The sequence below is a fragment of the Carboxylicivirga linearis genome (assembly GCF_018271995.1).
Lineage (GTDB): Bacteria > Bacteroidota > Bacteroidia > Bacteroidales > Marinilabiliaceae > Carboxylicivirga > Carboxylicivirga linearis.
Genome location: NZ_JAGUCO010000006.1, coordinates 1 through 24,833, shown reverse-complemented (window position 1 = coordinate 24,833; position 24,833 = coordinate 1). Strand labels below are relative to the sequence as shown.

The window sequence follows — 24,833 nt, the reverse complement described above, 5'->3', positions numbered from 1 at the left end:
CCATATTAAAATAGCTATAATATGAGACGTTCGAAACGCTTTTTACAAGATGAAGATATTGATCCAATGGCTACCGTGTCAAATCTGTTTGATGTAGCTATGGTATTTGCCGTAGCGCTAATGGTGGCACTTGTTTCGCGTTATAAAATGACAGAAATGTTTTCGAAAGACGATTTTACTATGGTTAAAAATCCGGGCAAAGAAAACATGGAAATCATTACTAAAGAAGGAGAAAAAATAGAAACTTATAAGGCATCTGATGAAACCTCTCAAAGCAGAAACAAAGGGAAAAGAGTAGGGGTAGCCTACCAGCTCGAAAATGGAGAAATCATTTATATACCCGAATAAAATATAGTACAATATATCAGCAACAATTTTTACTTGTATGCTGATATATTTTAAAAATCATCCTTGGCGTTGCCAAATAGTTTAAAGTTATAGGTAACAGTAAAGATAGGCTGTCCAAAAATCGACATTTTGTATCCTTTTACTTCTTCTCCTTCGGTTCTGAAGAATACGTTATAAGCATTTTGACGTCCCATTATATTGTATACCGCAAAAGTCCATGAACTATGATTTAGTTTTTTAGCAACCAGGTTACCATTTACGGTGGCAGCAACATCTAATCTAATGTAATCAGGCATTCGTATGGAGTTTCTGTCGGAATAATAAATCCGTTGAGCTCCGGCTAAATCATAGTAAGCTACCGGTGCTGTAAACGGTCGTCCGGTGCTATAAAAGAAGTTGGTTGAAACGTTAAAACGTCGGCTAAATTTATAGTTGGTAACAAATTTAAAATCATGAGGTTTATCGTAGTTTGCCGAAAAATAATCTCCATTATTCACCTTCTCCTCCTGAAAATTACCATCAATTTTGTGCAATACTCTCGAGTAGGTATAGTTAACCCATCCGGTTAGCTTGCCGGTTTTCTTCTGAAACATCACTTCAACTCCATAGGCTTTACCAACACCATTTAGTACATCTGTTTCCAAATGCTCATTCATGGTTAATTGAGCCCCACCCTTATAATCAATGATGTTTTTTAGGCTTTTATAATAAGTCTCAACAGATGCTTCAATAGTATTATTACGCAACTTTTTGTAGTACCCAATAGAATATTGATCACCTCGCTGCGGTTTTAAATAGTTATCACTTAATTTCCAGATGTCGGTAGGTGCCATGGCAGCTGTATTGGAAATCATTTGAATATATTGATACATCCGGTTAAATCCAATCTTCATCGAGCTTGTAGAACTCAATCTGATGTTGGAAGAAAAGCGGAACTCAGGACCTGAATAAAAAGAAATAGATTTGCCCGATGCATAATGGCTGGTATCAGTAATTGATTCTTCGGTACGTGGTAATCCATTCTGATAATTGAATTGCGATTTGGGCCCGAAGTTACTATAGAACGACCAACGTAAGCCAGCTGATATTGACATGAAATGAGTCAAATCAAATTCGTCGCTTACATAAAGTGCAGCTTCTAAAGCTTGCTCATCTTCAATCGTTTTAGGTGCTATTAGTGATTCGTCTCCAATAGGTGTTCTGGTGCCGGGAGATAGTTCATACCAAATTGTATTTAAACCAAAATCGATTTTATGGTTTTGGCTTGATCGGTACGAGAAATCAGACTTGAAACCATACTGGTTCAGACTATATTCCACCGAATGCAATTGAGTAGAGTCGGTTCGTGAATCAACAGTATATTCATAATTGCTCACCATAGCTGATGTAGTTGAAAACAACTTAGGACTAAATACATGTTTCCACTTTAATGTTGACGCCATAGTGGAGTATTCAAAAGCATCTTCGGTATAGTAGTCAAAATTATCATAGCTGTAATAGCCCGAAAGGTAGATGCTGTTTTTATCATCAATATCGTATGAGAAGTTACCCTGAAGATCGTGAAAGTTGGCTTTGCTATTACTAAGTTTGCTATCATCTAATAATTTCAAAACCCAATCGGAATAAGTAGTTCGCGCTCCTAGAATGAATGATCCTTTATCTTTCTTTAATGGGCCTTCTGCGATTAGTCTTCCGGATACCGGACTGATACCTCCGTTTACTTTGTAGGTTTTGCGGTTTCCTTCTTTTAATGTTAAATCCATAACTGATGATACACGACCACCGTATTTGGCTGGTATTCCACTTTTATATAGAGTAATATCTTTGACCATATCGGAGTTGAATCCAGAGAAAAACCCGAAGAAATGTGAGGTGTTAACAATAGGAGCTTCGTTAAGAAGAATAAGGTTTTGATCAGTACTACCTCCACGCACATTAAACCCGCTTGATGCTTCGCCAACACTTTGTACACCCGGAAGTAATAAGGTACTTTTAATAATATCAGGTTCACCCATTCCCAGTGGCAATTGTTTCAGTGTTTTCATTGAAATTTTTTCCATTCCCATGCGTAGGTTCCGAACCGGATCTTCACTTCTGGCAGTAATGGTTACTTCTTTTAATGAAGTTGTTTCTTCTCTCATTTCAACATCCAGATTCCCATCAGAATAGATTACAATATTTCGGTATGTTGTTTTCATTCCAATGGATCGAAACTCTATTTTATACCTTCCTTTTGGAAGTGTAAATGAGTAATGCCCATACATGTTTGATACAGTACCATTTTTCAAATCTTCAATATAAATAACCGTTCCAATCAAAGGTTCACCAGTTTCAATATCGGATATTTTACCGCTTAATGTGGCCGTTTTTACACCTATATTTCCAGAAGGACTTCCGATTTTAAAAAGCTGGTATTCTTTACTTATTTCAACTTCTTCATCAATTTGTTTTTTAGGAGCTTCGTATACAACGGTGTCGCGCACAAAAGCTTCTTTTTGATTAAGATAATTCAGATATGTTTGAGCATAATTGGTTTTTAATACATAGTCTTTAAGAAAAACAACATTCACCTCATCCACTATGGAATAATTTAGGTTTGATTGTTTGGCTATCCAACGGATGGCACTTGTGGGAGCCATGTTTTCAGGAAAATCATAAAAGTACACACCTTTACTCCATTCAGGGCTGTAGAAGAAATGATATGGGGAGTTTTCTTCTAAATAATCAATTGCCTGATCAAAAGAAATGGAGTCTGTTGTGCTAACTTGACTAAAAGCCTTTAAAGACAATGAGATAAAAAGTGATATTATTAGTGCTTTCTTCATCGATCGGGTAGGTTAAAGTGATTCGGCAAATTGAAGGACTTGTGAAATTTGATAGTTAGTAAGCTGTTTGAAAGGTTTGTGAAATGATCTTAATTTCTTCCGTATTTTTTTCTTGTTCTCAGAAAATATCAATAGCAGATCCTTTTTCTTTTTAAATTGAAAATACTGATCATCTTTTAATAAATACCTTTCGGTTTTAGGATAGTAGGTTAAGATACCGTTGTTATATAGGTTGTTGGTGCTGTGTTTAATGAATAATTTGTTTTTGCCACTATACGGTATCTCGTAGAAGCCCTGAGGTAACTCATCATCAGATCTATGATGGATTAAATGATATAGCTTATCGTTATATTTTATTGAAAATGAATCAATCTTAACTTTATTAAGTGTTACATATATGTTTTCTGCAATGAATTTATTGGGCATTACAATTAATTCATCCAGGTTTCTGTCATATAAAAGAGTTAGTTTTTTGTAAGCAACACCTTTGCAGTATACCGTCCCAACACCCATGGTTGATTCTAAAAGGGGTGATGAGGTGGTAGGATTGTAATAAGGTTTGTATTCTTTTCCGTTTAGAAAATCATATTCATTATAGGTCTCAGAATAATAGAAATCCTTAATTGAATCAACCCGATTGGTTATCATTTGAGTATTCTGACCAATGAGGGAGATGGTCAGGTTTAAAAATCCAAAGATGATTAAATTTCTTAGCATAGGTTTTGGAGCAAAGGTTAGATTGTGATAGATCGAACAAATTTAAAAATTATCGCGGGTTTTCAAGGGGGTGTGATGTTATTTGTTACATTTCTAACCAAATTCTGTATTTTTTCATTTTTTTTTGTCAGATTTGAAGTGATATTCAGATTCACCAACTCAACTTAACCTAAAAATCTATCATGCTCCGTAAATTCATCTTTGGTATTGTTTTATTAGCAATTGCCTACTCTTGTCTGGAACCATATAATGTAAATATTGATGGGTATGATAATTTGTTGGTAGTTGATGGTTTAATTACCAATGAAAATAAGTCTCATACGATCGAATTAAGGCGATCTACAACTTCCATAACAGAGTCATCACCGTACGAGTCTGGTGCCGTTGTTTTTGTAACTGATGATAAAGGAGAACAATATTATTTTGCTGAGTTTGGTCCAGGTGTATATAAATCCGATAGTACAAATCTGATTGTTAGTGAAGGTGATAAATTAACCCTGCATATTCAAACATCTGATGGAAATAAATACCAGTCTAGTGAGTGTGAGATACTACCAAAGACTGAGATAAGTAATGTTTACTATAAGAAAAATACGGCTTGGGATCAGGAAGAAGAAAATCAAAATGAGGGAATAAGTATTTATGTAGATGGAAGTGCAAGTCAGAGTGCTTATGTACGTTGGATGTACGAGGAGGATTGGAAGTTTATGACTCCATATCCAGAGAGATATGCATATACTGATGATGAAATATTGATTTCACTTCCGATAGAAAACTATATTTGTTGGAAAACTAATCAATCGAATAATATTAATGTTTATTCTTTTAGTGATCAAATAGGAGGAGAAATTACTAATAAGGAAATAAATTTTATTCCATCTGATTTATCTGATAGATTAACAATGAGATATAGTGTTTTGGTGAAACAATTAACTATTTCTCAGGAAGAATATGAATATTGGAGAAAGTTAGCTGAATCAACTGAGGAAGTTGGTGATGTTTTTGGTAAACAACCATTCTCTTTAAGAGGGAATGTTTTTAATGTTAATAATGAAAGTGAGCCTGTTATGGGATATTTTCAAACTGGATCTGTCCTTTCAAAAAGAATCTATATTGATTATGATGAGATATTAAAGCTTGACATTCCATTGTACAATATTTATGAAAATTGTAATCTTGATACTTTTTTCACCGATGAAATTGATTATCCAACTCCTTATGATATTTATGTTGGTGAAGTTCAGAATGGCAATTTTAAGTTTTATGAACCGGTTTATGGTGAAATGGGCTTTAATGTAGTTGGATTGCTCTTATCAAATCCAATCTGCTCAGATTGCTCATTGAGAGGAGTGACCTATCCACCAGCTTTCTGGGAAGAATAACTTAACCCTAATATAATGAAGAGAAATATTGCTTTAGCAATCATATTTGTAGTCAGTTTTATAACTGTTCGTAGTCAAGAGAGTTTGGTATTACGTACCGACCGAGATTTTTATATTGGCGGTGAAGATATGTGGGTGAATGTTGTGAATTTAAATTCCGAATCAAATCAGCCTTCCGATCTTTCAAAGGTGGTTTATCTTGAATTGTTAAACAATGAACATCAGCCGGTATTACAACAAAAATTAAGATTGCAAGATGGGCAAGTCAAATCAGTAGTATCATTGCCTGATACGATATCAACAGCTAATTATGCACTTAGGGTTTATACTCGATGGATGAGAAATCTAGATGTTAAACCTTATACCTATAAAACTATATCAGTAATTAATCCCTTTGCAAAGAATTCACTTCCAGCTGTTGCTGAGAGTGATATATCAACTAAAAAGCAGATTAATAGTAAGTACGAAGAGGATGGTAATTTTATACAAGTTGATGTAAAAAAGGTGTTTTATGGTAATCGTGATAATGTAAAGCTAAGTTTATCAAAAACACTGCAGGAGGATGTGAATCATGTAACAGTGTCTGTAGTTAAATCATGTCTTATAAAAGGGCTTAATACTAACTCACTGTCGTCTTTCAATAAAAAACAAAGTGTGGTTAAAGGAGATGATCTTTTGCTACCTGAAGTTGAAGGGGAATTGATCACAGGTACCATTACTGATTTAGAAAATGGTGAACTGATTACCGGAGAAAAAATGACGCTGAATTTTGTAGGTGATTCTCCGCTAATGCAGTTTTCAACGACCGATTCATTGGGTAGATTTAGATTTGTTGTTAACGAATTCGGACAACGTGAAATGGTTATTCAACCCTTTAATTTGGATACTAGTTCTATCAATTATAAGGTTAATTTAGATCCAAGTTTCTCAGAAGATTATCCCGAAAAGATGATTGAGCCTTTGAATTTGTCAAAAGAAAAGGTGGAAGAGCTAAACAGGGCCATCATTAATATGCAAATTAACACCATTTATTCGGCATATCGCGAGGATGGAAGCGGGAAAGATTCGTTACAAAAACAACCTCCTTTTTATGGCAAAGCTGAAATTCTAGTTCCAATAGGTAGGTTTATTAATTTGCCAACGGTAGAAGAAGTAATAAAGGAAATTGTACCGTATGTGGGATTAAGAAAGCAAAAAGGGGAGTACTTTTTCAAAACCTTTGAACCTAAATCTTATTACCCAAGAGATGGAAAAACGTTAACATTGGTCGACGGTATTCCGGTTCACAATATAAATAGAGTACTCGAAATAAATCCGGAAGAATTAGATCATATTGAAGTGATTAATTTAGATTACTTTTTAGAAGAAGAAAAATTAGGTCGATTGCTTTGCTTTTATTCCATAGAGAATAATATGGCAGCAATGGATTTTGATAATCGGATTTTTCGACAAGCACGAGAATGCTACCATCCTTCTTATACTTATGTTTCGCCAGATTACTCAAGTAAAGAGAAAAGAAAAAACAGGTTAGCCGATTTTCGTAATGTGCTGTATTTTGGCAATGTGGATATTGTCGATGAAGAAACCGAAGTAGTATTTTATACAGGTGATGATACGGGTGAGTATACCGTTATTGTTGAGGGGATTAATTCTAAAGGAGAGGTGCTTCGGACAACCAGTGAGTTTACCGTAAGATAAATTTTCATTGTTTTTATACAGATGCCTTTTGATCAAATGACCATAAAGGCCAATCTTTTTATACCTTTGTAAGGTTTGAAACCTAGAAAATAATGAAAAGGGAATACGACTTTCTGGTTATCGGCTCAGGTATTGCCGGTTTAAGTTATGCCTTAAAGGTGGCTGATTATGGTAAAGTTGCTGTGGTCAGTAAAACTGAACTGAAAGAAACCAATACCGCATATGCACAGGGTGGAATTGCTTCCGTAACATACGATCCCGATACTTTTGAAAAACATATTAACGACACTTTAATTGCTGGTGACGGAGAGTGTAATGTGGAGGCTGTTAAAAAGGTTGTAAAGGAAGCTCCGGAGCAAATTAAGCAATTATTGCAGTGGGGTACTGATTTTGATAAAAAGAAAGATGGCCAGTTTGATTTACATCGCGAAGGAGGTCACTCCGAACACCGAATACTTCATCATAAAGACAATACCGGCGCAGAAATTCAACGCGCATTAATTGAAGAAGTACATTCACATCCATCTATTGATGTGTTACAGTATCACTTTGCAGTTGATATTATCACACAACATCATATGGGTAAGGTAACTGAGCCCTGGATGCGTGATATTGAGTGTTACGGAGCTTATGTTCTGAATAAAAATACCGGGGCAATTGAAACTATCTTAGCCAAAACAACCATGATGGCTACAGGTGGAATAGGTAGTGTTTACCATACTACAACTAATCCATTAATTGCTACAGGTGATGGTATTGCGATGGTATTCAGGGCCAAGGGGATTATTGAGAATATGGAATTTATTCAGTTTCATCCAACTTCGCTTTATAATCCTTCAGAAAGACCATCCTTCCTAATTACCGAAGCCATGAGAGGCTATGGAGGTATTCTCCGCCGACAGAATGGACAGGAATTTATGGAGGAATATGATGAGCGTGGATGTCTGGCACCTCGTGATATTGTAGCTCGTGCTATTGATAATGAGTTAAAGCTTTCTGGCGATGAGTATGTTTTTCTGGACGTTACTCATAAGTCAGCAGAGGAAACCAGAAATCATTTTCCAACCATCTACAATAAGTGTATGAGTTTGGGAATTGATATTACCAAAGATATGATTCCGGTTGTGCCTGCAGCACATTACTTATGTGGAGGAATCAAAGTTGACTTAAACGGACGGAGTTCAATAAATCAATTGTATGCAACCGGCGAATGTTCATCAACAGGTTTACATGGAGCTAACCGGTTAGCAAGTAACTCGCTGATTGAAGCTTTAGTCTTTTCCGATGCGGCAGCTAAAGATGCCATTGAAACCATCAAGAATATAGAGATTAACAGACGTATTCCGGATTGGAATGATGAAGGAACATCCCATCCTGAGGAGATGATTCTGATTACTCAGTCCAACAGAGAAGTCCAGCAGATAATGAGTAAATATGTGGGTATTGTTCGTTCCAATATTCGCTTAAATCGTGCCTACGATCGATTGGAAGTTATCTACCGCGAAACGGAGAAATTGTATCAAGACTCTAAGGTGTCAGAAAAGATTTGCCATCTGCGTAATAAAATCAATGTTGGCTATCTGATCATAAAAATGGCGCGCAAACGTAAAGAAAGCCGGGGACTTCATTATACCATTGATTATCCGAATAAATTAGAGGATTAAACTTTAAAAAATTGTAATTCAGTAATGGAATATACAAGTGAGATTGAGCAGATGAAAGAACAGGGCTTACAGAAAATGAGTGAGTCCTCTGTTGTAATTTGTTCGATAGTGCGAGATTGCGGGAAGCGGTTAACAGTAAACATTCCTATTATTGAAAGGCTCCGAAGTCAATTCAATGAATCAGCCGTTGTGGTGGTTGAGAATGATAGTATTGATGATACCAAAGCGGTTTTAGAAAATTGGAAAACGCAAGCCAATGATGTTCATATATTAGGAGAGGACACCAAGCAGGTTACTATACCAGTGAAGAAGAAAGATGGTGTTAATCCGTTTTATTCCCGCCATCGAATAGAGAAAATGTCGAGGTTCAGAAATATGTATATGGATTATCTCGATAGCTTGCAACGACAGTTTGATTATATGATTGTAATTGATCTGGATATTAACCATTTCAGTTTTGAAGGTATTGTTCATTCATTTGGTCAGGATATATCATGGGATGCGTTGGTGTCAAACGGAACTAAGTTTTTATATAAGCGATGTAAGAAAGTATTTCATGATACCTATGCGTTAAGGGAATCGGGTGACGAAAGGCCAATGACGGAGAATATCATTGAAGGAAACAGAACGAAATGGAATTTTCTTAAAAAACATCATCCTCTTATTCCGGTGGCATCGGGATTTAATGGCTTAGCCATCTATAAATATGAGTCTGTAAAAGGGTGTAGCTATCAGGCATTAGATAATAATGATCCACAAGTACAGGTTCTGTGCGAACACGTTGCTTTTCATCAACAAATGGCGCAAAAAGGGCATGGCAATATTTATATCAATCCGTGTTTGGTTACCAAATATCGCGAGGACATAGTAAAAGAACTTTTCAGTTATTTCAAGAAAAAGAGTTAATACCTAAAAGCAATACTTTTGAAGCCATTAGTTAGCATTATTACCATTGTATATAACGGAGCCGATACGCTGCAAAAAACCATTGATAGTATTGCCTGTCAAAGCTATCAGAATATTGAGTATATAATTGTTGATGGCGGATCAAGCGATGGAACGTATGATATTATCGAAGCCAATAAAAAGGTAATTGCTAAATGGATTAGTGAACCGGATGATGGTTTGTATGATGCCATGAATAAAGGTATTGATTTGGCTACTGGTGATTATCTTTGGTTTATTAACTCGGGGGATGAGATTTACGATGCTGAAACCTTGTCAAACTTATTCGTTAATAATGATTTGGCTGATATTTATTATGGCGATACGGTTATGATTGATGCACAGGGTGAAGTTATTGGAGAACGTCGCCTTCAACCACCAATAAAACTACAATATACCGATTTTAAGAAAGGAATGCTGGTAAGTCATCAGTCGATACTGGTTTCCACCAAAATTGCGGAAAAATACAATACAAAATATCGCTTTTCGGCCGACTTTGAGTGGTGTTTGGTTGCATTGAAAAAGGCCCATTCAGTAGTTAATACTCATCTGGTTTTATCTCGATTTTTGGATGGCGGGCTAACCAAGCAAAATATAGTTCCGGGTCTGAAAGAGCGTTTCGATATTATGCGCCGGTATTTTGGTTTAGGTTCAACGATACTTCATCACATTCCTATCGCTTTTCGTTTTTTTAAATATGTAATCGTATATAAGCGTTTTTAAGATTCAAATAAATTCACTTTCTTAGGTTTAACAAAACTTAAATTTATGAAAAATATTTGCATCCTGTTTTTGTCTGCTCTATTGCTTATTTCTTGCGTTGATGAAACAAGTATTTCTTCTAATCAAGTTATTGTTAGTGGGAAAGTAAGTGATTACGAACAAGTGGAGAATCATAATATGATGACTTTGTTTGTGCCCGATATGTTTACAGAGAAGAATGTAGAGTACCAGATTATTAAAGACGATGGTTCTTTTAAGTTTGCATTTGAGCTGAATCAACCCATTGATATTGAATTGGAGTACTTTGGTCGAACTCGTTTTTATGTTTCGCCTGGTGATAGTCTGTTTATAGATATTGATGGAAAATGCTGGACGAAAGTGATTAATAATACTCAGGATCTGCATGATTTATATAAGGTGTCGGGCAAGGGAAGTGAATTGGCTGAGGAGGTTAAGAATTACAATGTGTTTTTTGAAGATTCAATAAACGAGGCTTATCATATTTCAGACAGTATTGTTAGGAACTTGGGCCCTTTAGATTACTCAGCTTATATGAATCAAAAATTAAAAGAAGACATTGCAAAACTGAATAATTATTTATCATCTCAGCCTAACAGTAAGCAATTAGTTGATTGGGTCAAAACAGATATCACACAAAATAATTACTGGTTAAGGATGCGATATATATGGAGACATCCTATGAAAACGGGGCAAGACATGAAGCAATTCGTTTCAGAATTACCAGAATCATATTTTTCATTCTTAGAAGAGGCCAATTTATCATCCAGTGATTTTAAAACCGGTTGGTTTGGGGGTTTAATGCACGAGTTGGATGTAAAAACCACCCTTAGCATACCACAGGAAGTGGAAGATAGTTTGTATTTTGGCGATGTTATTATTAGTGAGCAAATAAAATTTGATATTGAAAACTATCAAAGTCAATATGATGGTTTTTTTAAGGATATTTTAATTGCCAAAAGGTACTATCGTGAGTTAGAGAATCATGAATTCAACAACCTTGACGGTGTTTATGATCCCAATCTTATTGCTGATAAAAACGTAAAGGCTCAACTAGAGACTAAATATAATGAGGAATTAAAACTATATGAGCAATTGCAGGCCGAGGATAATTCTCATTTGCATATTCTGAATAGTGGCAGTGATTTTATAAATGATATCGTTACCAAATATCAAGGCAAAGCTATTTACATCGACTTTTGGGCTCCCTGGTGTGGCCCTTGTATGACAGAGATGGAATATGCCAAAGGGATGAAAAAATCACTGAAAGATAAAGACGTTGTATTTGTATATGTTGGCTGGCAGTGTACTGAGGAATCGTGGAAAGCTACCATAACTGAAAAAGGGATTAAGGGTGAGCATTACATACTGGAAGAAGAAGATTTGGTTGAATTGAACAAGAGATTGGATATTAATAGTATACCTCGTTATATATTAATTAATACTGATGGAGAGATGATTTATTCAAATGCTCCACATCCATCAGATAATCAAGTGCTGCTGGATGCAATTGATGAAGCACTCAATATTTAATTGCATAAGGCTTGATTAGCCTTATCTTTGCAAAAAATGATGAGGGATGAGCGAGCAATTAAATTCTTACTATACTTTGCGGGATGAGATTGATTCCTATGTGAATTATTTGAGTGATGAGCATAGCAATCATATGGTTTGTAAAAAAGGATGCGATTTGTGTTGTTTGGATTTTGATGTTTTTCCCGTTGAATTTGAGGCCATCAAAAAACAGATAGAAAAGGAATATCCTGAGGTGCTAAATCAGAAGATTCAAGAGGGTAATAAAGGTACTTGTGCTTATTTGAAGAATCATGTCTGTACCATTTATAATGCTCGCCCAATTATTTGTCGTACCCATGGATTTCCATTGGTAAATATGAATGAGGCCGGCGATCAGTGGGAATTATCGTTTTGTCACCTGAATTTCACCGATGTGGATGACGAGTATTTCGATGATGAAAATATTTTTGAGCAAGATACCTACAATAGCAAACTGTATTTGATTAATAAGGAATATCTGGAGGAAAATCCGCAATTAAACTACTCCGAAAAGGATTTGGTTCCACTAAAGAGTTTACTTGAAAAATAAAGAAATGACAGGAAAAGAACGAAGAAATATTAGTGCCGGCTTAGAAGTGGATATTGTTCTTAAGAAAGATCAGCGGACGGGTGAGCTTACACGAGGCATAGTAAAAGATATTCTAACAAAAAGTGCTTTTCACCCGCATGGTATTAAAGTGCGCTTAGAAGATGGGCAAGTAGGAAGGGTACAGGAAATTATTGAGGATTAAGCTTCTCCAACTGCCTGCGTTTACGTAAGGCCCATCCAAAAAATCCGGGAGGAGCAAAAATAAAAGTAGGAATGGTGCTTATAAAAGGTTCTGGTGTTCCTTTTAATGAGTGCATGCCGTAGGTTAGTGCTGAAGTTACCAAGGTGGGAATCAATACTGCCATTGTAAGTGCTTTAGTTCGTTTATTGATTTTTACGGCAAGATTTTCAGTCATCTTCGTCATTACACCCCCAATAAAAAAAGTATAGAATGCCTGTTTCGATGCTGCCACCAATGCCAATTGCCAACCATGACCATAATTGACGGCAAATACAACAGCTCCCAAAAAAAATGCGCCGGCAGTTCCCATCTTTACATCAAAAAAGGAATTTTTTATTCTATTCATATCTCAATCATTAGGTAAATGATGCCATAAAAGCAAAGATAATGCCAATGGTTCTGAAAAGAAAAGATCGTTTATACTAAGAGGGTTAGTTAAAGGTTTCCTTTCATGCTTTGAAATCAACAAATGGCCGGCATTAATAAACTAACGACTCTCGTTTATCAATCAACTAACAGGTAGAGGATATGTTGTTGTTGATTGAATAATTTTCTTTCCCATACCGGATGTATGCAGTTTTGTACCAGTTAAATATGGTTTTTAGATAACCATGGAATTAAAGGGGATTTTAATAAGACTGTTTATGAAAAAAATGTACACACTAATTGTGTTGCTTTGTATTGCTTGGGGAGCAGAAGCACAGAATTACAAGTTTCAGGCCTTGTTTATGTACAACATTGCCCAACGAATTGAGTGGCCTAATTTGGCAGGAGAATTCGTGATCGGTGTAATTGGTAGTAAGGAAATGCACCAGGAGTTGGAGTCTATTGCTCAAAAGAAGCAATTGTTCGGAAACTCAATTAAAGTAGTTCATGTTAACGCTGATGAGTTATCTGGGAAGTTGTATCATGTTCTTTACCTTGATAGATCGTCAAGTGTAAAATTGGGTGATGTGAAAAAGCAGGTGGTATCAAAGCCAACCTTGTTAATAACAGATAAGAATGGTTTAACAGGCGGAGGAATTAATTTTATTGATAATAGCAGTAAAATTGAATTTGAGATATTTCCGACTGTCATAAAATCACATCAACTTCATCTGTCAGGTTCATTGCTAAACCTGGGAATTGTAAGAGAATAAAACACATCATTTTTTTAGTAGAGGATATTATGAGTAGGATTAAATATATATTGATCATTACCACTTTGGTAATTGTGAATAGCCACTTTGTAAAAGGGCAGGAAGAGTCAAAGGTTTTAAATTATAGCGAAATGTCGCTTGATGAGATGCGAGATTTAACGCAAGATGATTTATTACAGATACCATTCGAAGATCTTATTGAATTGGTTAAACGGTTTAAAGTTTCGTCAGTTGATGAATTGTATCAGTTGATTTTAAATCCATCACAATCAACAGCCTCAAAAAAAGAAGAGGACCTTTTTGAATCAACATTGGCGACTACGGTGATAAGTTCAACAGAGTTAGAAAACTCAGGTGCCCGAAATATTCCTGAAGCATTGCGCTTAGCTCCGGGCATTATAGTTCGTGAAAAAACAAACGGTAATTACGATGTTCATATTCGAGGGAACGATTTTTTACCTCCGGGTTCCGATGTATCTAATTCGGTTAACTCAACCACATTAGTGATGATTGATAATCGACCTGTGTATAACCGATTTTTGGGAGCTACCTTTTGGGAAAATCTTCCTATTACAATTCAGGATATTGAGAAGATAGAGATTATTTATGGTCCGGCAACAGCGTTATATGGTCCAAATGCTGTTTCAGGAGTTATTCATTTAATTACGAAAAAGACTACCGAGGAAGGATTTCATGCGAGAGCCGATGTGCAGGGTGGTTCGCATAATTCAGTCATTGGATATGGTAATATTTCGTATTCAAAAGGAAAACTTGGCTTAAATCTGTCAGCCAATTATCAACAAGCTGATCGTTTTCAGGATACTTACTATATTCCGCAAAACGATACCTATGTTTCTGGTGGCGAGGTAGGAAGTATAAATGCAAGTGTGAACGATATGTTTTCGGCATCGGGCTTTAATGATGATTATTGGTTGGGTGTGAATAAAGCAGGTTTGAATCTGGGAGTGGATTATCAAATATCAGATAAAACACAGATCCATTATATAGGATCTTATCAGAACTCATCATCACAAACTTCATACATGGATTTAGGTTCAGTTTTGTCAACGCGAGAATCCAATTCATTCAGTAATAACCTAAATCTGACTTCGGGTAAATTCGATGCCAACTTTTCGGCGGTAACAGGACATTTAAATGCTATAAAAGGGATGGCAGGATATGAGTATGATTATACTGAGATGGATGCCAAAATGGGCTATAACTTCTCTATTAAAAACTTAACAATTCGTCCTGGTGTTGAAGCTGATTATGCATTGTATTCCGATGAAAATTATGTAGATACTGATTCTGATGAAGGATTGTTAAATGGTTTGGTTGATTTAGGTACACTACAAGGAAGTTTACGGTTGGATTATACTGCTTTTGAGAAACTACGACTAACAGGGGCAATGGTAAAGGGGTATTTTACTGCCACGGACGATGACTTTACTTCATATCAATTCTCAACTTCATTTAAGGCAAATGAATCAACTTTGTTTAGAGCAGTTGCTTCAAAAGCCAATTCTGGTCCTTTTGTTTTAAATACCTATATGAATAAAACCATTAATATGCCTGGTATGGGAGAGGATGATCAATCAGGAGGAATGACCATGTATCGATTGGGGAACAAGGATTTATTACCCATGGAGATGACCATGTATGAGTTAGGTATGCGTAAAAAGTTAGGTAAAAAACTGCAAGCCGATTTGTCGGTTTTTTATAATCAGTCGGATAACTTCTCGCAAATGACTAAGAATTTTGGCGAAGGAGGAGACCCGGGTGCAACTGATGTGGAAATTACAGAAAGTATGCAGAATATTGATTTAAAAGCAAACCAGCTGGGTGCAACTTTAAGCTTGAAATATGTGCATAACGAAAAATTAAATGCTTCTGTTTTTGCAACGTATCAGAATACTAAGTTGGAGAATTTTGAAGTTACTGAATCTTCTTTTTATGAAGGTATAACCGGTGAGAGTGCTGATGCATATGATTTGAATAATACGCCAGCGTATTTGTCATTCACACATGAATATACTCCTAAATTTTATGGAGGGGGTTATATTAACTATCAGCCTGGTAAAAAATGGAATATCAATACATCATTTTATGCCTTATCAAAGCAAAAAACATTCTATTCTGTGGGACAAAATTTTCAGTGGGTTGAGATTGATCCCAAACTAACAATGAATTTAAAAACATCTTATCAGGTAAATAAATGGTTAAATACATACTTGAATGTACGAAACGTAACCAATAGTACAGCTCAGGAATTTTTATTTACCGATAAAACAGGTATTAGCTACTTGGTTGGCTGTAATCTTACCTTTTAATTCCATTTACTAATTAGTTGGGGAGCTGCCATTGCAATGGTGGCTCTTCTTATTTTATGTCAGTATAGCATCTTATGAGAATATTATTTTGTAGCGACGTTGAATTTTCTTAATTTATAAGAGTGTTTCACCTCTAATATTTACAATATGGATTATGAAAAAGATTTAATTAATGAATTACTACATCCTGATGTATATATGTTTGAAAATTATATGCGTGGAATTAATGAATTAGAAGGTGTAGCAAATCAAACCTTAAAAAATAGTGATAGCATAGAAGCCAGAATTACATCACTGTTTATTTATTATCAGATAACAGAAGAAGTGCTGGCCTTTGTATTACGTTATTGTGATTTAATTACCAGAGGTTCTTTGTATCCAATAAGGTTTACCAAGAAAATGGAGACACGTGTGGGTTTTACTGAAAGTTTGAAGGAGATTGAAAAATCTATTGAATTTGAGAGTAAGGCAGAGTTACTTGCTGCCGCACAGCATTTAGGCGAATTAAGAAATGAATTAGGGCATAAAATAGTATCAGATTATTCTACCCCTCAATTCGATTGCGAAGATGAAATTCAGAAAGTACAGGAGTTATTTGCTATTATTAGCGAATGTCAGTTAAAAGCACAAATATGGTTTGTTGATGAAATAAAAAGAATTAGAACACGTAAAAGCATTCATATCTTAATAAAGAAGTATAGCTGACGAGGCTAAACAAATGCAACAAGCATTCTCATTTTAAAAATAAATAAAGTTCTATCTTAGTGATATAAACTTAATCGCTGATGGAATACCTAACCCACTTTAAAACCTTATGGAATAATAGTTCTTCTGTTTTTCCAAAATTAGATACTGCCTATTCGCTTCTTCAAAAGAAAGTAAAAGAAAAGCAATTTGAAGCTTTTTTACGAAGTATAAATGCGTGTTTGTCTGATTGTGAGATGGGATCCTCACATCCATTATTTACTCATATTAGAAATTTTCTAAAGGAATGTCTGGATTATTCAGATGAACAACTGAACATCATCTTATCGGATGAGATGGTTGATACTACTTTGCATTTTGTAAGAAAAGCACGTCAGTTTGATGCTGAATTAGAGTTGGAAGAAATATTTCAGGCCTGTCGTAATGTTTGGATTATGAACGGGCTTCAATATTTGTTAGGGCAAGATATTAAATTGACACCTTCTGTATTTGCCTATAGCATGCTTTATCCTTATACCGATAATTTTGTAGATGATGCTAACATTTCAAAAGATGAAAAAGCAGCTTTTGCCCATCGGTTTTATAAACGTTTGGATAATCAGTTGGTGGATCCGGCCAATCACAACGAAGATAAAATCTTTCAATTGGTTGGAATGATAGAGAAGCAATGGCCACGGGAATCATATCCAAAGGTATACGAAAGCTTACTTGCTATCCATAAAGCTCAAACAAAAAGCTCCGATTTGCTTTCTGAAAGTGGAGAATTAACCCAAGATGAGATCTTTGAAATATGTGTTGAAAAGGGAGGTTGTTCGGTTCAGGCTGATGGTTACATGATTTTGGGTGACTTAAATAAAGAGCAAAAGGAGTTTTTGTATAATTATGGAGCTTACCTTCAAATATTGGATGATTTACAAGATGTGCAGGATGATACATCACAAGGACTGTTAACTTGTTTTTCGGCTACCGCTAAAGAATCAGTTATTGATGATTATGCAAGTAAAACATTCTGGTTAGGAAAGAAAATATTAGATAGCATTGAGAACCTTAGCTATAATAATAAGGCTGTTTTTCTTACCCTGATGAAAAAAAGCATTGAGTTGTTCGTCCTTGAATCAGTTGTATCTGCCAACTCTCTTTTCAGTAAGAAGTATGTAAAATCATTTACAGATTATTCACCGGTGCGGGTTTCCTATCTTCGAAGGAATCAAGATGTATTGGGAGCCTATCCAAAGTTGATATTTAAAAAGATTGAGAAAATTGCACTTCTTCAAACAGACGGAGTCACCGTGGTATAGATGTTCTTAATTTATAAAACAAAAAAACCTGATAGTTCAACTATCAGGTTTTGCTTTTGTACCCAGGGCCGGGATCGAACCGGCACGATATTGCTATCACTGGTGTTTGAGACCAGCGCGTCTACCAATTCCGCCACCTGGGCAACATTCTAAAGACCTTTTCGCTTTAGCGGTTGCAAAGATAATTCAAGTTTCCATATCTGCAAACAAAAACTTTAAAATGTTTTTCATTTTTTAGTCCATCTGAGGAGCTTCTTTTTTGCTGTCAATCCATTTGGTGACTTTACCATAGATAATCAACGAAATAGCGGAAACCGAGGCAATACCAACAAATACAAACCAGATATAATGAGCATGATCATATGCAGTGAGCTTCTCTGTATCAGATAAAATTTTTGGATCAGGACAATATTTACTTAATAAGTAACCTGATAAACCAAATCCAACAAGATGTGCAATAAATGAATGAAGGTGACTAAAACCAAGGTAAAGTCCTTCTTCGCCTTTAGGTGCCTGTAACGAAAAATATTCCAGAAATCTAGGAGAGATAAACGCTTCTGCAAGACCTTGAAAAATAATGCCTACAATCATCATAAATGAAACAGGGTGAAAACCCAATAACTCATTTCCATTAAATAAATTACCGGATGCCATTGCAAGAGCTGATACAGGCATTATAAACATTCCGATTGTCATCGAGAACAATGCAGTTTTCCTTCGCATAAGTTCAGTAATAAATGCAACAGTTGTAAATACAACAAAAGGATTGACATTTGCATACCAAGAGGGAGCTGCATCATTTCCTGCCATTCGAAGTACATATTTAGGCATTGTGGCGTACAATTGACTTTGCACCATCCAGAATCCTGTAATAATTATGATTAGGGTTATTAATCTAGTATTTGTAAAAACCTTTGCCAATGCGCTCCATATTTCATTTATTGATTTCCCTTCACCTTTGGTCTGTGTACTTTTATAAAAAAGAAAAACTGTGACCAAAGCTATTAATGTCATACTTGCGGCAAAGAAGTTAAGGATATATAAACCTTCGTCTCCCATGGATACTCTTAGAGGCTTTACAATTAATTTTCCTGAAAAAGCACCAATGTTGACCATGGCATAAAAAATTGAGAAACCACGTGCTCTATTTGATATGGTTGTTTCTTTTGAAACGGTACCTGTAATGACGCTTTTTATAAATGAACCACCAACTACAACAACTAATAGGATGGGAATGATAAAATATTTATAATTAGATGACTCCAGTCCCTTGAAAGTGGTTGTTTCTCCATATGATACATAACCGGCGTTTTCAAAAATGGCAGGTAGAATACCCATACCGGCATAACCAATGGTTAGCAGTAAGAAGGCTAACATTAATGCTTTTCTAAATCCAATTTTATCTGCGTATGCTCCGCTAAATGTGGGTAAGAAGTATAATAAAGCACCAAATGGTCCGGCAATCCATGCTGCCTCAATGTCATTAAAACCTAATATTCGAGAAAGATATAAGGTCATTGCAACAAAAACCCCATAATAAGCTGCCCGCTCGAGCAACTCAACAGTGTTAGCAACCCAGAATGCTTTTGAGAATTCCTTCTTCATCTACTAAAATTTAAAATTAACGAAATAAAGGCTGCTAAAATAGATACTTTATATCAATCATACACTGATATTTGACAGTTGTTAGAGTAAGAAAGTTATTAGAGTAAAAAAGCAATGTTTATTTCTTCTATTTTTGCAATGATGATAGTAAGTACAAAAGGCATAGTATTAAATCATATTAAGTACAAAGAGAGTAGCATTATTGTTAATGTATACACCCAGGCTTTTGGTCGGCAATCGTATGTGGTAAATCGTGTTCGGTCGAGTAAAAACAAAGGAAATACAGTTCTGTTGCAGCCATTAAGCTTAATTGATATGCAGGTATATCATCGTCCCAAATCGGACTTGCAGCGTATAAAGGAATTTAAATTGCTACATCCCTTATCTTCTATTCCTTTTGATCAGACCAAAAGAGCCATCGCATTTTTTCTAACCGAAATAATGGCTAAGGTATTACGAGAAGAGGAGTCTAATGAAGATTTGTTCAATTTTATTTATCATGGTATTGAAGTGTTTGACACCGGGGGTGAAGGGATGCATAACTTCCATCTCTTTTTTCTGTTTCATTTAAGTCGGTTTCTTGGTTTTGGTCCGGCAGCAGATGATGAAAACGACCAGGTATTTGATTTATTAAACGGGCGATTTGTTTCGTACGAACCATCACATGGTTATTTTATTAAAGATGCGCTTTGCAGAAAATGGGAGGAATTATATCATCTGGATATAGAAAACCTATCTGATTTGAAGATGAGTGCTGATTATCGTAGTCAGTTATTGGAAGTTCTAATTCGCTATTACGAGTTACATTTAGACGGATTGGGAACCATTAAATCTTTTGAAGTTCTGCAAGCGTTGTTTCATAGTGAAGAGTAGTTATCACAAGGCCTGCAGCGTTTTTTGTCAAAGATTTCCCTACGTTGGTAATTAAAACTGATTCAAAAAGCACAAACTCATCGCTTTTTATTTCCAGTTTAGTTACATTTAGTTAATAAATAAAACAGAGATAATTCTCGGCACCCCAATTATGCACATAAGTACAAAATATCAAAACCTGAAATCTAATTTTTCATCAACTATAGCACCATTAATCAGCGAATACAATGCTATTAATCTGGCTGATGGTTATACCGGCTTTCATTGTAATTCAAAATTAATTGGTTTAGTTGAAAAACATCTTCGCGAAGGATTGAATCAAATAGCCCCTTTTCAGGGAGAGATGGCATTGCGTAAAAAATTAGCTATCAAAACGGAAGAATTATATTCCCGTACTTATCAACCCCAGACCGAAGTAACCATAACTGCTGGTGTGCAGCAAGCTATGTTTACTGCTATTTCAGCTTTGGTTAAAGAAGGAGATGAGGTTATTGTTTTTGAGCCAGCTAACGAATATTGCGTACCTGCCATACAAATGAATGGAGCTCAGCCTGTTTATGTGCCTATGAAAGAGCCCGATTTTCATATTGATTGGGAACAGGTGCAGATGATGATTAATTCAAAAACCCGGATGATCATTATTAACACGCCGCATAATCCAACGGGGTGGGTGATGAAAGAAATTGATATGCTTCGTTTGCAACGTATGGTTAATGGAACCAAGATTGTGATATTAAGTGAAGAAACATTTGAGCATATTGTGTTTGATGAAGAATCACATCAAAGTGTAGCTTTATATCCTATTTTGGCAGAGCGAAGTATTATCATTGCTTCGTTTGGAGAGACTTATCATGTGACAGGGTGGCAAATAGGGTATTGTCTGGCCCCGGAAGAAATAATGCGTGAATTCAGAAAAGTACATCAGGTGATGGTGCAAAGCGTTAATTCACCTTTTCAATTAGCTTTAGCCGATTTTTTAAGCGAAAAAGAAGAGTATAAGGGATTGCGTAAATTTTATCAGGATCGTAGAGCTTTTTTTATTGACTTAATGGAATCAAGTAAGTTTAAACCCATTGTTTCACAGGGAAGTTTCTTTCAGTTGTTTGACTTTTCCGAAGTATCGGAAGAGGCAGACAAGGATTTCGCTATTCGATTAATTAAGGATAGAGGAGTTGCTGTAATGCCCATTAGTGCTTTTATGCATGAGAAATCAAAGAGACAGGTAGTACGTATTAATTACGCGCAACCCGATGAAATATTGATTGAGGCAGCCAATAGATTGAAGCAATTGTAAATTATTAGCCAAGCACTCTATAATTAAATCTGTGAATTTCTTTTTGTATCCTATAATTGATTTGGCTAATTGTAAAATGTGTTAGTTCAGATGATTTGTTTAATCAACATAGGTGCTTATCATCAAAGGTTAGTGTGTTACAGGCTTGATTTGAATGCCTGAAGGTTTTCTTCCATCTTTTCAACATCTCCCAGTTTTTTATTTGCATAATATTGCCAGTAATAGATGGTGCTTTCTTCGGCTTGATATTTTCCTGCTTCAGTAAAATGATATAAAGCTCTTTTATATTGTCTGTTTAATTTGTTGATCCTTTTATTTTCACTTAAAGCATTGTCTTTTTCATAGATTTCTGCCTGATAAATATGCTTCATACCCCTGGTGTAATGATTGATAGATCGCTGGTTAAGGGGTGCGTTGTTTTTAATATCGAATGTTACCAACATTTTACGTACAGATTCAACGGGCTTTCCATTTTCTTCATCCGGAGTCCACTTTCCACTCGTTCTTTCCAAACAACTAATTACCTGTTCATCCAACTTTTCTGAAACGGAGTTTAATAATTCAATATCCCGAATTTCACCGTTGGGCTGAACTATAAACTGGACCAGAACCTGACCTTCATCCAGTAGATCTAAACTTTCTTTAGGGTATTCAATTTCGTTAAGCATAAAGTACCCAATTGAAAATTTTGGTTGTACTTTTACTTCCTTGATTTTATGAGTTTTATTGGTTTGAGATTGTGCAGGAACTCTTCCCTCTTTTTTCTTACTCCTTTCTTCATTTTGAGCCTGAAGTCCCATTGTCATGATTCCAAACCAAAGTATCACCAGTAAATATTTCATGACATCGGTTTTAAATTAGAATTCTGAACTAACACACTATTAAATATACAACTATTTAATGCGCTTGTCGATACCTTTTATAATTATGGAACGTGGATTAAATAACAGAATGAAGGCAGAAGTCAGCCGTTTATTAAAACAGATGGTTATTAACGGCAAAGGCAACTAATTCGGCCGTATTGCATAAATGGGTTTTGCTAAGCATATGTCGGCGATGTGTATCAACAGTATGTTTGCTTATAAATAGTTCTTTACCAATCTCGGTACTGTTTTTACCGGTTACTAAAAGTGTTAGTATTTCTCTTTCGCGTGGAGTGAAAAACAAATCCATATTATTTAGTTCCTCATCAGGAAAAATAAAATTAATAGGATCGCCATAATTTATCAGATCAAACTTTATTTTATGGTTGGTTTTATAATGGGTGATATCGGAATGTAGTGTAATGGTTTTACACGATCTTTCTTTTATGTTTTTACTTATCATGCCATTTTGAGCTAGAATTCTTATGTACTGACCCTCTTTATTTTTAATGCGGTAATCAAATGTGACTATTATTTGATGTGGTTGAATCAACTGAAAGTTTCTAAATAAAAATTCTATTAGTTTTTTTGAGGCCAGTAATATCTGAGGTAAATCCTGGGGATGGATAAGACTATACAATTGTTTAAGCGTAATTCGAGCGGGATCTAAACCTAAAAGATTGGAAATGTTTTCTGAGACATATTCGAGCTTAAACTGAGGGAAGCTTACAATATGGTAAAATTGATTGCCCAAAAGTGTTTTCTCAGAATGAAGGGCTATATAATCAATCTGCGGTTTGTCATCACTTCTAATACTTTGCGAGTCGAGTATTTTAATTGCAAAGAGTAGGTCGGCAAAAGATAACGATTCCATATTCCAATGCTTTATTTCAGCAAAGTTATCTGCCTGTTAAGAGTGATGTCAAGAGACAACCGCTTCTATTTAGAGTTGTTTTTATACCCGATGGTAACATACTCTTCTATAATATCAGGATCGGGATTTAGTAATTCCTCATATACATCCATTTTTTCTTTCATCATCGACATATCTCCCATTTGTTCATATGCTCTTGACTGCCAGTAATAGATAGATGATTCTTCGGCTTGTAACTTATTGGCTTCTTTAAAGTGTGCTAAAGCTTTGTTGTAATGTCTTCTTGCTTTTTTATTTCTGGTGTTTTCAGCAAGGAAAACATCTTGCTCAATCTCTTCAGCTTCCAATAAGTATTTAATACCGCTTAGGTAATGCGAGGCCGATAGTTCTTCCAGAGGAGTATTGCCTTCTACATCAAATATTACACATAGTTTATGTGTGGTTTCAACAGATATTCCGTCCTGAATAGCTGGTACCCAGCTGCCACTGGTTTTTTTTAGGCAGTATACCACTTGGTTATCAAGTAGTCTTGATACCGGATTGGTTATTTCAATATCTCTTATTTCTCCGTTTGTTTCAATAACAAATTGCACTACTACTTCGCCTTCTTCATATATCTCGGCACATTGTTCGGGATATTCAATCTCTTTTTGCAAGAAACAGCAAATGGGACTAGTGGGTTGAGCAGTCACTTCTTCAAGCCACTGCATTTTGTTGGTTTGGAATTGGGCAGGAATCATTCCGTCATCTGTCTTACTCCTTTCATCAGTCTGAGCATGAATTCCCATGGCCATGAATCCTAACAACAACACAATCAATACCTTCTTCATGACACTTAGTTTAGTTGTAAAAATCAGCATTCTGAGATAAACACTTTAACAAAATTACTTCATTGTAGATGAGGTGTCGATACTCAATTATGAGTATAATGTGTTGAGGAAATAGTGCCTTATTGACAGACTAATTCTGATTATCCATTACAATCATAAATGAAGACAGACTTAATAGGCATGCAATTTTTATATTGTACTATATTAATTATTGTTGCAGCCGAATTAATGATCCCTTAGTTCAACGGATACCTGCCTGCAGCAGGCAGGGAATAGCAGTTTGCTAAACCGTTATTTCAGATATTTCAATAAATTAGTATTATGGATAATTCAACTCAATGGTATGTTTATGCTCTT

At 35.5% G+C, this 24,833-nt stretch carries 22 protein-coding genes and 1 tRNA gene; 15 read left to right on the top strand and 8 right to left on the bottom strand.

Annotation, left to right across the window (positions count from 1 at the left end; translation table 11 throughout):
• The first annotated feature begins 21 nt into the window (after window positions 1-21).
• Entirely contained in the window at window positions 22-348 is a 327-nt protein-coding gene (locus tag KEM10_RS10330; protein ID WP_212215919.1) for a DUF2149 domain-containing protein, read from the top strand.
• A gap of 50 nt (window positions 349-398) precedes the next feature.
• Here the strand turns inward: KEM10_RS10330 and KEM10_RS10325 are convergent, their stop codons facing one another.
• Together KEM10_RS10325 and KEM10_RS10320 are read right to left on the bottom strand one after the other, a co-directional pair.
• Window positions 399-3,173, bottom strand: coding sequence for a TonB-dependent receptor (locus KEM10_RS10325; protein ID WP_212215918.1), 2,775 nt, complete (start codon window positions 3,171-3,173; stop codon window positions 399-401).
• Window positions 3,174-3,185: 12 nt separating this feature from the next.
• Window positions 3,186-3,890, bottom strand: coding sequence for a hypothetical protein (locus tag KEM10_RS10320; RefSeq protein ID WP_212215917.1), 705 nt, complete (start codon window positions 3,888-3,890; stop codon window positions 3,186-3,188).
• Window positions 3,891-4,072: 182 nt separating this feature from the next.
• On the opposite strand from KEM10_RS10320, the gene KEM10_RS10315 reads away from it, so the two are divergent.
• The 8 genes from KEM10_RS10315 to KEM10_RS10280 all read left to right on the top strand — a co-directional run bounded on the left by KEM10_RS10315 (window position 4,073) and on the right by KEM10_RS10280 (window position 12,626).
• Window positions 4,073-5,272 carry a DUF4249 domain-containing protein gene (locus KEM10_RS10315; protein WP_212215916.1) on the top strand — a complete coding sequence of 400 codons (1,200 nt, stop codon included), beginning with the start codon at window positions 4,073-4,075 and terminating at the stop codon, window positions 5,270-5,272.
• Window positions 5,273-5,287: 15 nt separating this feature from the next.
• A complete protein-coding gene (locus KEM10_RS10310; RefSeq protein ID WP_212215915.1) occupies window positions 5,288-6,970 on the top strand; it encodes a hypothetical protein in 1,683 nt (560 codons plus the stop codon).
• A 92-nt stretch (window positions 6,971-7,062) separates the two neighbouring features.
• Entirely contained in the window at window positions 7,063-8,634 is a 1,572-nt protein-coding gene (nadB, locus tag KEM10_RS10305) for an L-aspartate oxidase (protein WP_212215914.1), read from the top strand.
• A 24-nt stretch (window positions 8,635-8,658) separates the two neighbouring features.
• Entirely contained in the window at window positions 8,659-9,540 is an 882-nt protein-coding gene (locus KEM10_RS10300; protein WP_212215913.1) for a hypothetical protein, read from the top strand.
• 18 nt (window positions 9,541-9,558) lie between these two features.
• Complete coding sequence (locus tag KEM10_RS10295; protein WP_244825749.1) at window positions 9,559-10,302, top strand: glycosyltransferase family 2 protein; 744 nt, start codon at window positions 9,559-9,561, stop codon at window positions 10,300-10,302.
• A gap of 45 nt (window positions 10,303-10,347) precedes the next feature.
• Window positions 10,348-11,853, top strand: coding sequence for a TlpA family protein disulfide reductase (locus KEM10_RS10290; RefSeq protein ID WP_212215912.1), 1,506 nt, complete (start codon window positions 10,348-10,350; stop codon window positions 11,851-11,853).
• A gap of 46 nt (window positions 11,854-11,899) precedes the next feature.
• The gene (locus KEM10_RS10285) at window positions 11,900-12,424 is read left to right on the top strand and encodes a YkgJ family cysteine cluster protein (RefSeq protein ID WP_212215911.1); all 525 of its coding nucleotides are present in this window, start codon (window positions 11,900-11,902) and stop codon (window positions 12,422-12,424) included.
• The gene (locus KEM10_RS10280) at window positions 12,414-12,626 is read left to right on the top strand and encodes a YwbE family protein (RefSeq protein ID WP_317196655.1); all 213 of its coding nucleotides are present in this window, start codon (window positions 12,414-12,416) and stop codon (window positions 12,624-12,626) included. Before KEM10_RS10285 ends, KEM10_RS10280 begins: the two co-directional genes overlap by 11 nt.
• Here KEM10_RS10280 and KEM10_RS10275 read toward each other — a convergent pair.
• Window positions 12,613-13,011 carry a hypothetical protein gene (locus tag KEM10_RS10275; protein ID WP_212215910.1) on the bottom strand — a complete coding sequence of 133 codons (399 nt, stop codon included), beginning with the start codon at window positions 13,009-13,011 and terminating at the stop codon, window positions 12,613-12,615. The two genes, KEM10_RS10280 and KEM10_RS10275, sit on opposite strands and share 14 nt — an antisense overlap.
• A 298-nt stretch (window positions 13,012-13,309) precedes the next feature.
• On the opposite strand from KEM10_RS10275, the gene KEM10_RS10270 reads away from it, so the two are divergent.
• The 4 genes from KEM10_RS10270 (at window position 13,310) to KEM10_RS10255 (ending at window position 18,137) form a co-directional block, all read left to right on the top strand.
• Entirely contained in the window at window positions 13,310-13,804 is a 495-nt protein-coding gene (locus KEM10_RS10270; RefSeq protein WP_212215909.1) for a YfiR family protein, read from the top strand.
• A gap of 29 nt (window positions 13,805-13,833) precedes the next feature.
• Window positions 13,834-16,134: a TonB-dependent receptor plug domain-containing protein gene (locus KEM10_RS10265; protein ID WP_212215908.1), complete on the top strand. Its 2,301-nt coding sequence runs from the start codon at window positions 13,834-13,836 to the stop codon at window positions 16,132-16,134.
• 147 nt (window positions 16,135-16,281) lie between these two features.
• Complete coding sequence (locus KEM10_RS10260; protein WP_212215907.1) at window positions 16,282-16,839, top strand: hypothetical protein; 558 nt, start codon at window positions 16,282-16,284, stop codon at window positions 16,837-16,839.
• Between the two features lie 80 nt (window positions 16,840-16,919).
• On the top strand, window positions 16,920-18,137 hold the full coding sequence (locus KEM10_RS10255; protein WP_212215906.1) for a hypothetical protein: 1,218 nt from the start codon (window positions 16,920-16,922) through the stop codon (window positions 18,135-18,137).
• A gap of 59 nt (window positions 18,138-18,196) precedes the next feature.
• Here the strand turns inward: KEM10_RS10255 and KEM10_RS10250 are convergent.
• Together KEM10_RS10250 and KEM10_RS10245 are read right to left on the bottom strand one after the other, a co-directional pair.
• Window positions 18,197-18,280 (bottom strand) — tRNA-Leu (locus tag KEM10_RS10250).
• A 91-nt stretch (window positions 18,281-18,371) separates the two neighbouring features.
• Window positions 18,372-19,742: an MFS transporter gene (locus tag KEM10_RS10245; RefSeq protein WP_212215905.1), complete on the bottom strand. Its 1,371-nt coding sequence runs from the start codon at window positions 19,740-19,742 to the stop codon at window positions 18,372-18,374.
• A 141-nt stretch (window positions 19,743-19,883) separates the two neighbouring features.
• On the opposite strand from KEM10_RS10245, the gene recO reads away from it, so the two are divergent.
• A complete protein-coding gene (recO, locus tag KEM10_RS10240; RefSeq protein ID WP_212215904.1) occupies window positions 19,884-20,615 on the top strand; it encodes a DNA repair protein RecO in 732 nt (243 codons plus the stop codon).
• Between the two features lie 151 nt (window positions 20,616-20,766).
• On the top strand, window positions 20,767-21,909 hold the full coding sequence (locus KEM10_RS10235; RefSeq protein ID WP_212215903.1) for a methionine aminotransferase: 1,143 nt from the start codon (window positions 20,767-20,769) through the stop codon (window positions 21,907-21,909).
• Window positions 21,910-22,046: 137 nt separating this feature from the next.
• Here KEM10_RS10235 and KEM10_RS10230 read toward each other — a convergent pair whose 3' ends face one another.
• The 3 genes from KEM10_RS10230 to KEM10_RS10220 all read right to left on the bottom strand — a co-directional run bounded on the left by KEM10_RS10230 (window position 22,047) and on the right by KEM10_RS10220 (window position 24,476).
• On the bottom strand, window positions 22,047-22,751 hold the full coding sequence (locus tag KEM10_RS10230) for an energy transducer TonB (RefSeq protein ID WP_212215902.1): 705 nt from the start codon (window positions 22,749-22,751) through the stop codon (window positions 22,047-22,049).
• A 133-nt stretch (window positions 22,752-22,884) separates the two neighbouring features.
• Window positions 22,885-23,646: a LuxR C-terminal-related transcriptional regulator gene (locus tag KEM10_RS10225; RefSeq protein WP_212215901.1), complete on the bottom strand. Its 762-nt coding sequence runs from the start codon at window positions 23,644-23,646 to the stop codon at window positions 22,885-22,887.
• 65 nt (window positions 23,647-23,711) lie between these two features.
• Complete coding sequence (locus KEM10_RS10220; RefSeq protein WP_212215900.1) at window positions 23,712-24,476, bottom strand: energy transducer TonB; 765 nt, start codon at window positions 24,474-24,476, stop codon at window positions 23,712-23,714.
• Window positions 24,477-24,833: the final 357 nt, after the last annotated feature.

Coding starts and splice junctions, on each gene's coding strand:
- KEM10_RS10330 (WP_212215919.1), top strand. CDS start 22: ATGAGACGTTCGAAACGCTTTTTACAAGATGAAGATATTGATCCAATG.
- KEM10_RS10325 (WP_212215918.1), bottom strand. CDS start 3,173: ATGAAGAAAGCACTAATAATATCACTTTTTATCTCATTGTCTTTAAAG.
- KEM10_RS10320 (WP_212215917.1), bottom strand. CDS start 3,890: ATGCTAAGAAATTTAATCATCTTTGGATTTTTAAACCTGACCATCTCC.
- KEM10_RS10315 (WP_212215916.1), top strand. CDS start 4,073: ATGCTCCGTAAATTCATCTTTGGTATTGTTTTATTAGCAATTGCCTAC.
- KEM10_RS10310 (WP_212215915.1), top strand. CDS start 5,288: ATGAAGAGAAATATTGCTTTAGCAATCATATTTGTAGTCAGTTTTATA.
- nadB (WP_212215914.1), top strand. CDS start 7,063: ATGAAAAGGGAATACGACTTTCTGGTTATCGGCTCAGGTATTGCCGGT.
- KEM10_RS10300 (WP_212215913.1), top strand. CDS start 8,659: ATGGAATATACAAGTGAGATTGAGCAGATGAAAGAACAGGGCTTACAG.
- KEM10_RS10290 (WP_212215912.1), top strand. CDS start 10,348: ATGAAAAATATTTGCATCCTGTTTTTGTCTGCTCTATTGCTTATTTCT.
- KEM10_RS10285 (WP_212215911.1), top strand. CDS start 11,900: ATGAGCGAGCAATTAAATTCTTACTATACTTTGCGGGATGAGATTGAT.
- KEM10_RS10275 (WP_212215910.1), bottom strand. CDS start 13,011: ATGAATAGAATAAAAAATTCCTTTTTTGATGTAAAGATGGGAACTGCC.
- KEM10_RS10270 (WP_212215909.1), top strand. CDS start 13,310: ATGAAAAAAATGTACACACTAATTGTGTTGCTTTGTATTGCTTGGGGA.
- KEM10_RS10265 (WP_212215908.1), top strand. CDS start 13,834: ATGAGTAGGATTAAATATATATTGATCATTACCACTTTGGTAATTGTG.
- KEM10_RS10260 (WP_212215907.1), top strand. CDS start 16,282: ATGGATTATGAAAAAGATTTAATTAATGAATTACTACATCCTGATGTA.
- KEM10_RS10255 (WP_212215906.1), top strand. CDS start 16,920: ATGGAATACCTAACCCACTTTAAAACCTTATGGAATAATAGTTCTTCT.
- KEM10_RS10245 (WP_212215905.1), bottom strand. CDS start 19,742: ATGAAGAAGGAATTCTCAAAAGCATTCTGGGTTGCTAACACTGTTGAG.
- recO (WP_212215904.1), top strand. CDS start 19,884: ATGATAGTAAGTACAAAAGGCATAGTATTAAATCATATTAAGTACAAA.
- KEM10_RS10235 (WP_212215903.1), top strand. CDS start 20,767: ATGCACATAAGTACAAAATATCAAAACCTGAAATCTAATTTTTCATCA.
- KEM10_RS10230 (WP_212215902.1), bottom strand. CDS start 22,751: ATGAAATATTTACTGGTGATACTTTGGTTTGGAATCATGACAATGGGA.
- KEM10_RS10225 (WP_212215901.1), bottom strand. CDS start 23,646: ATGGAATCGTTATCTTTTGCCGACCTACTCTTTGCAATTAAAATACTC.
- KEM10_RS10220 (WP_212215900.1), bottom strand. CDS start 24,476: ATGAAGAAGGTATTGATTGTGTTGTTGTTAGGATTCATGGCCATGGGA.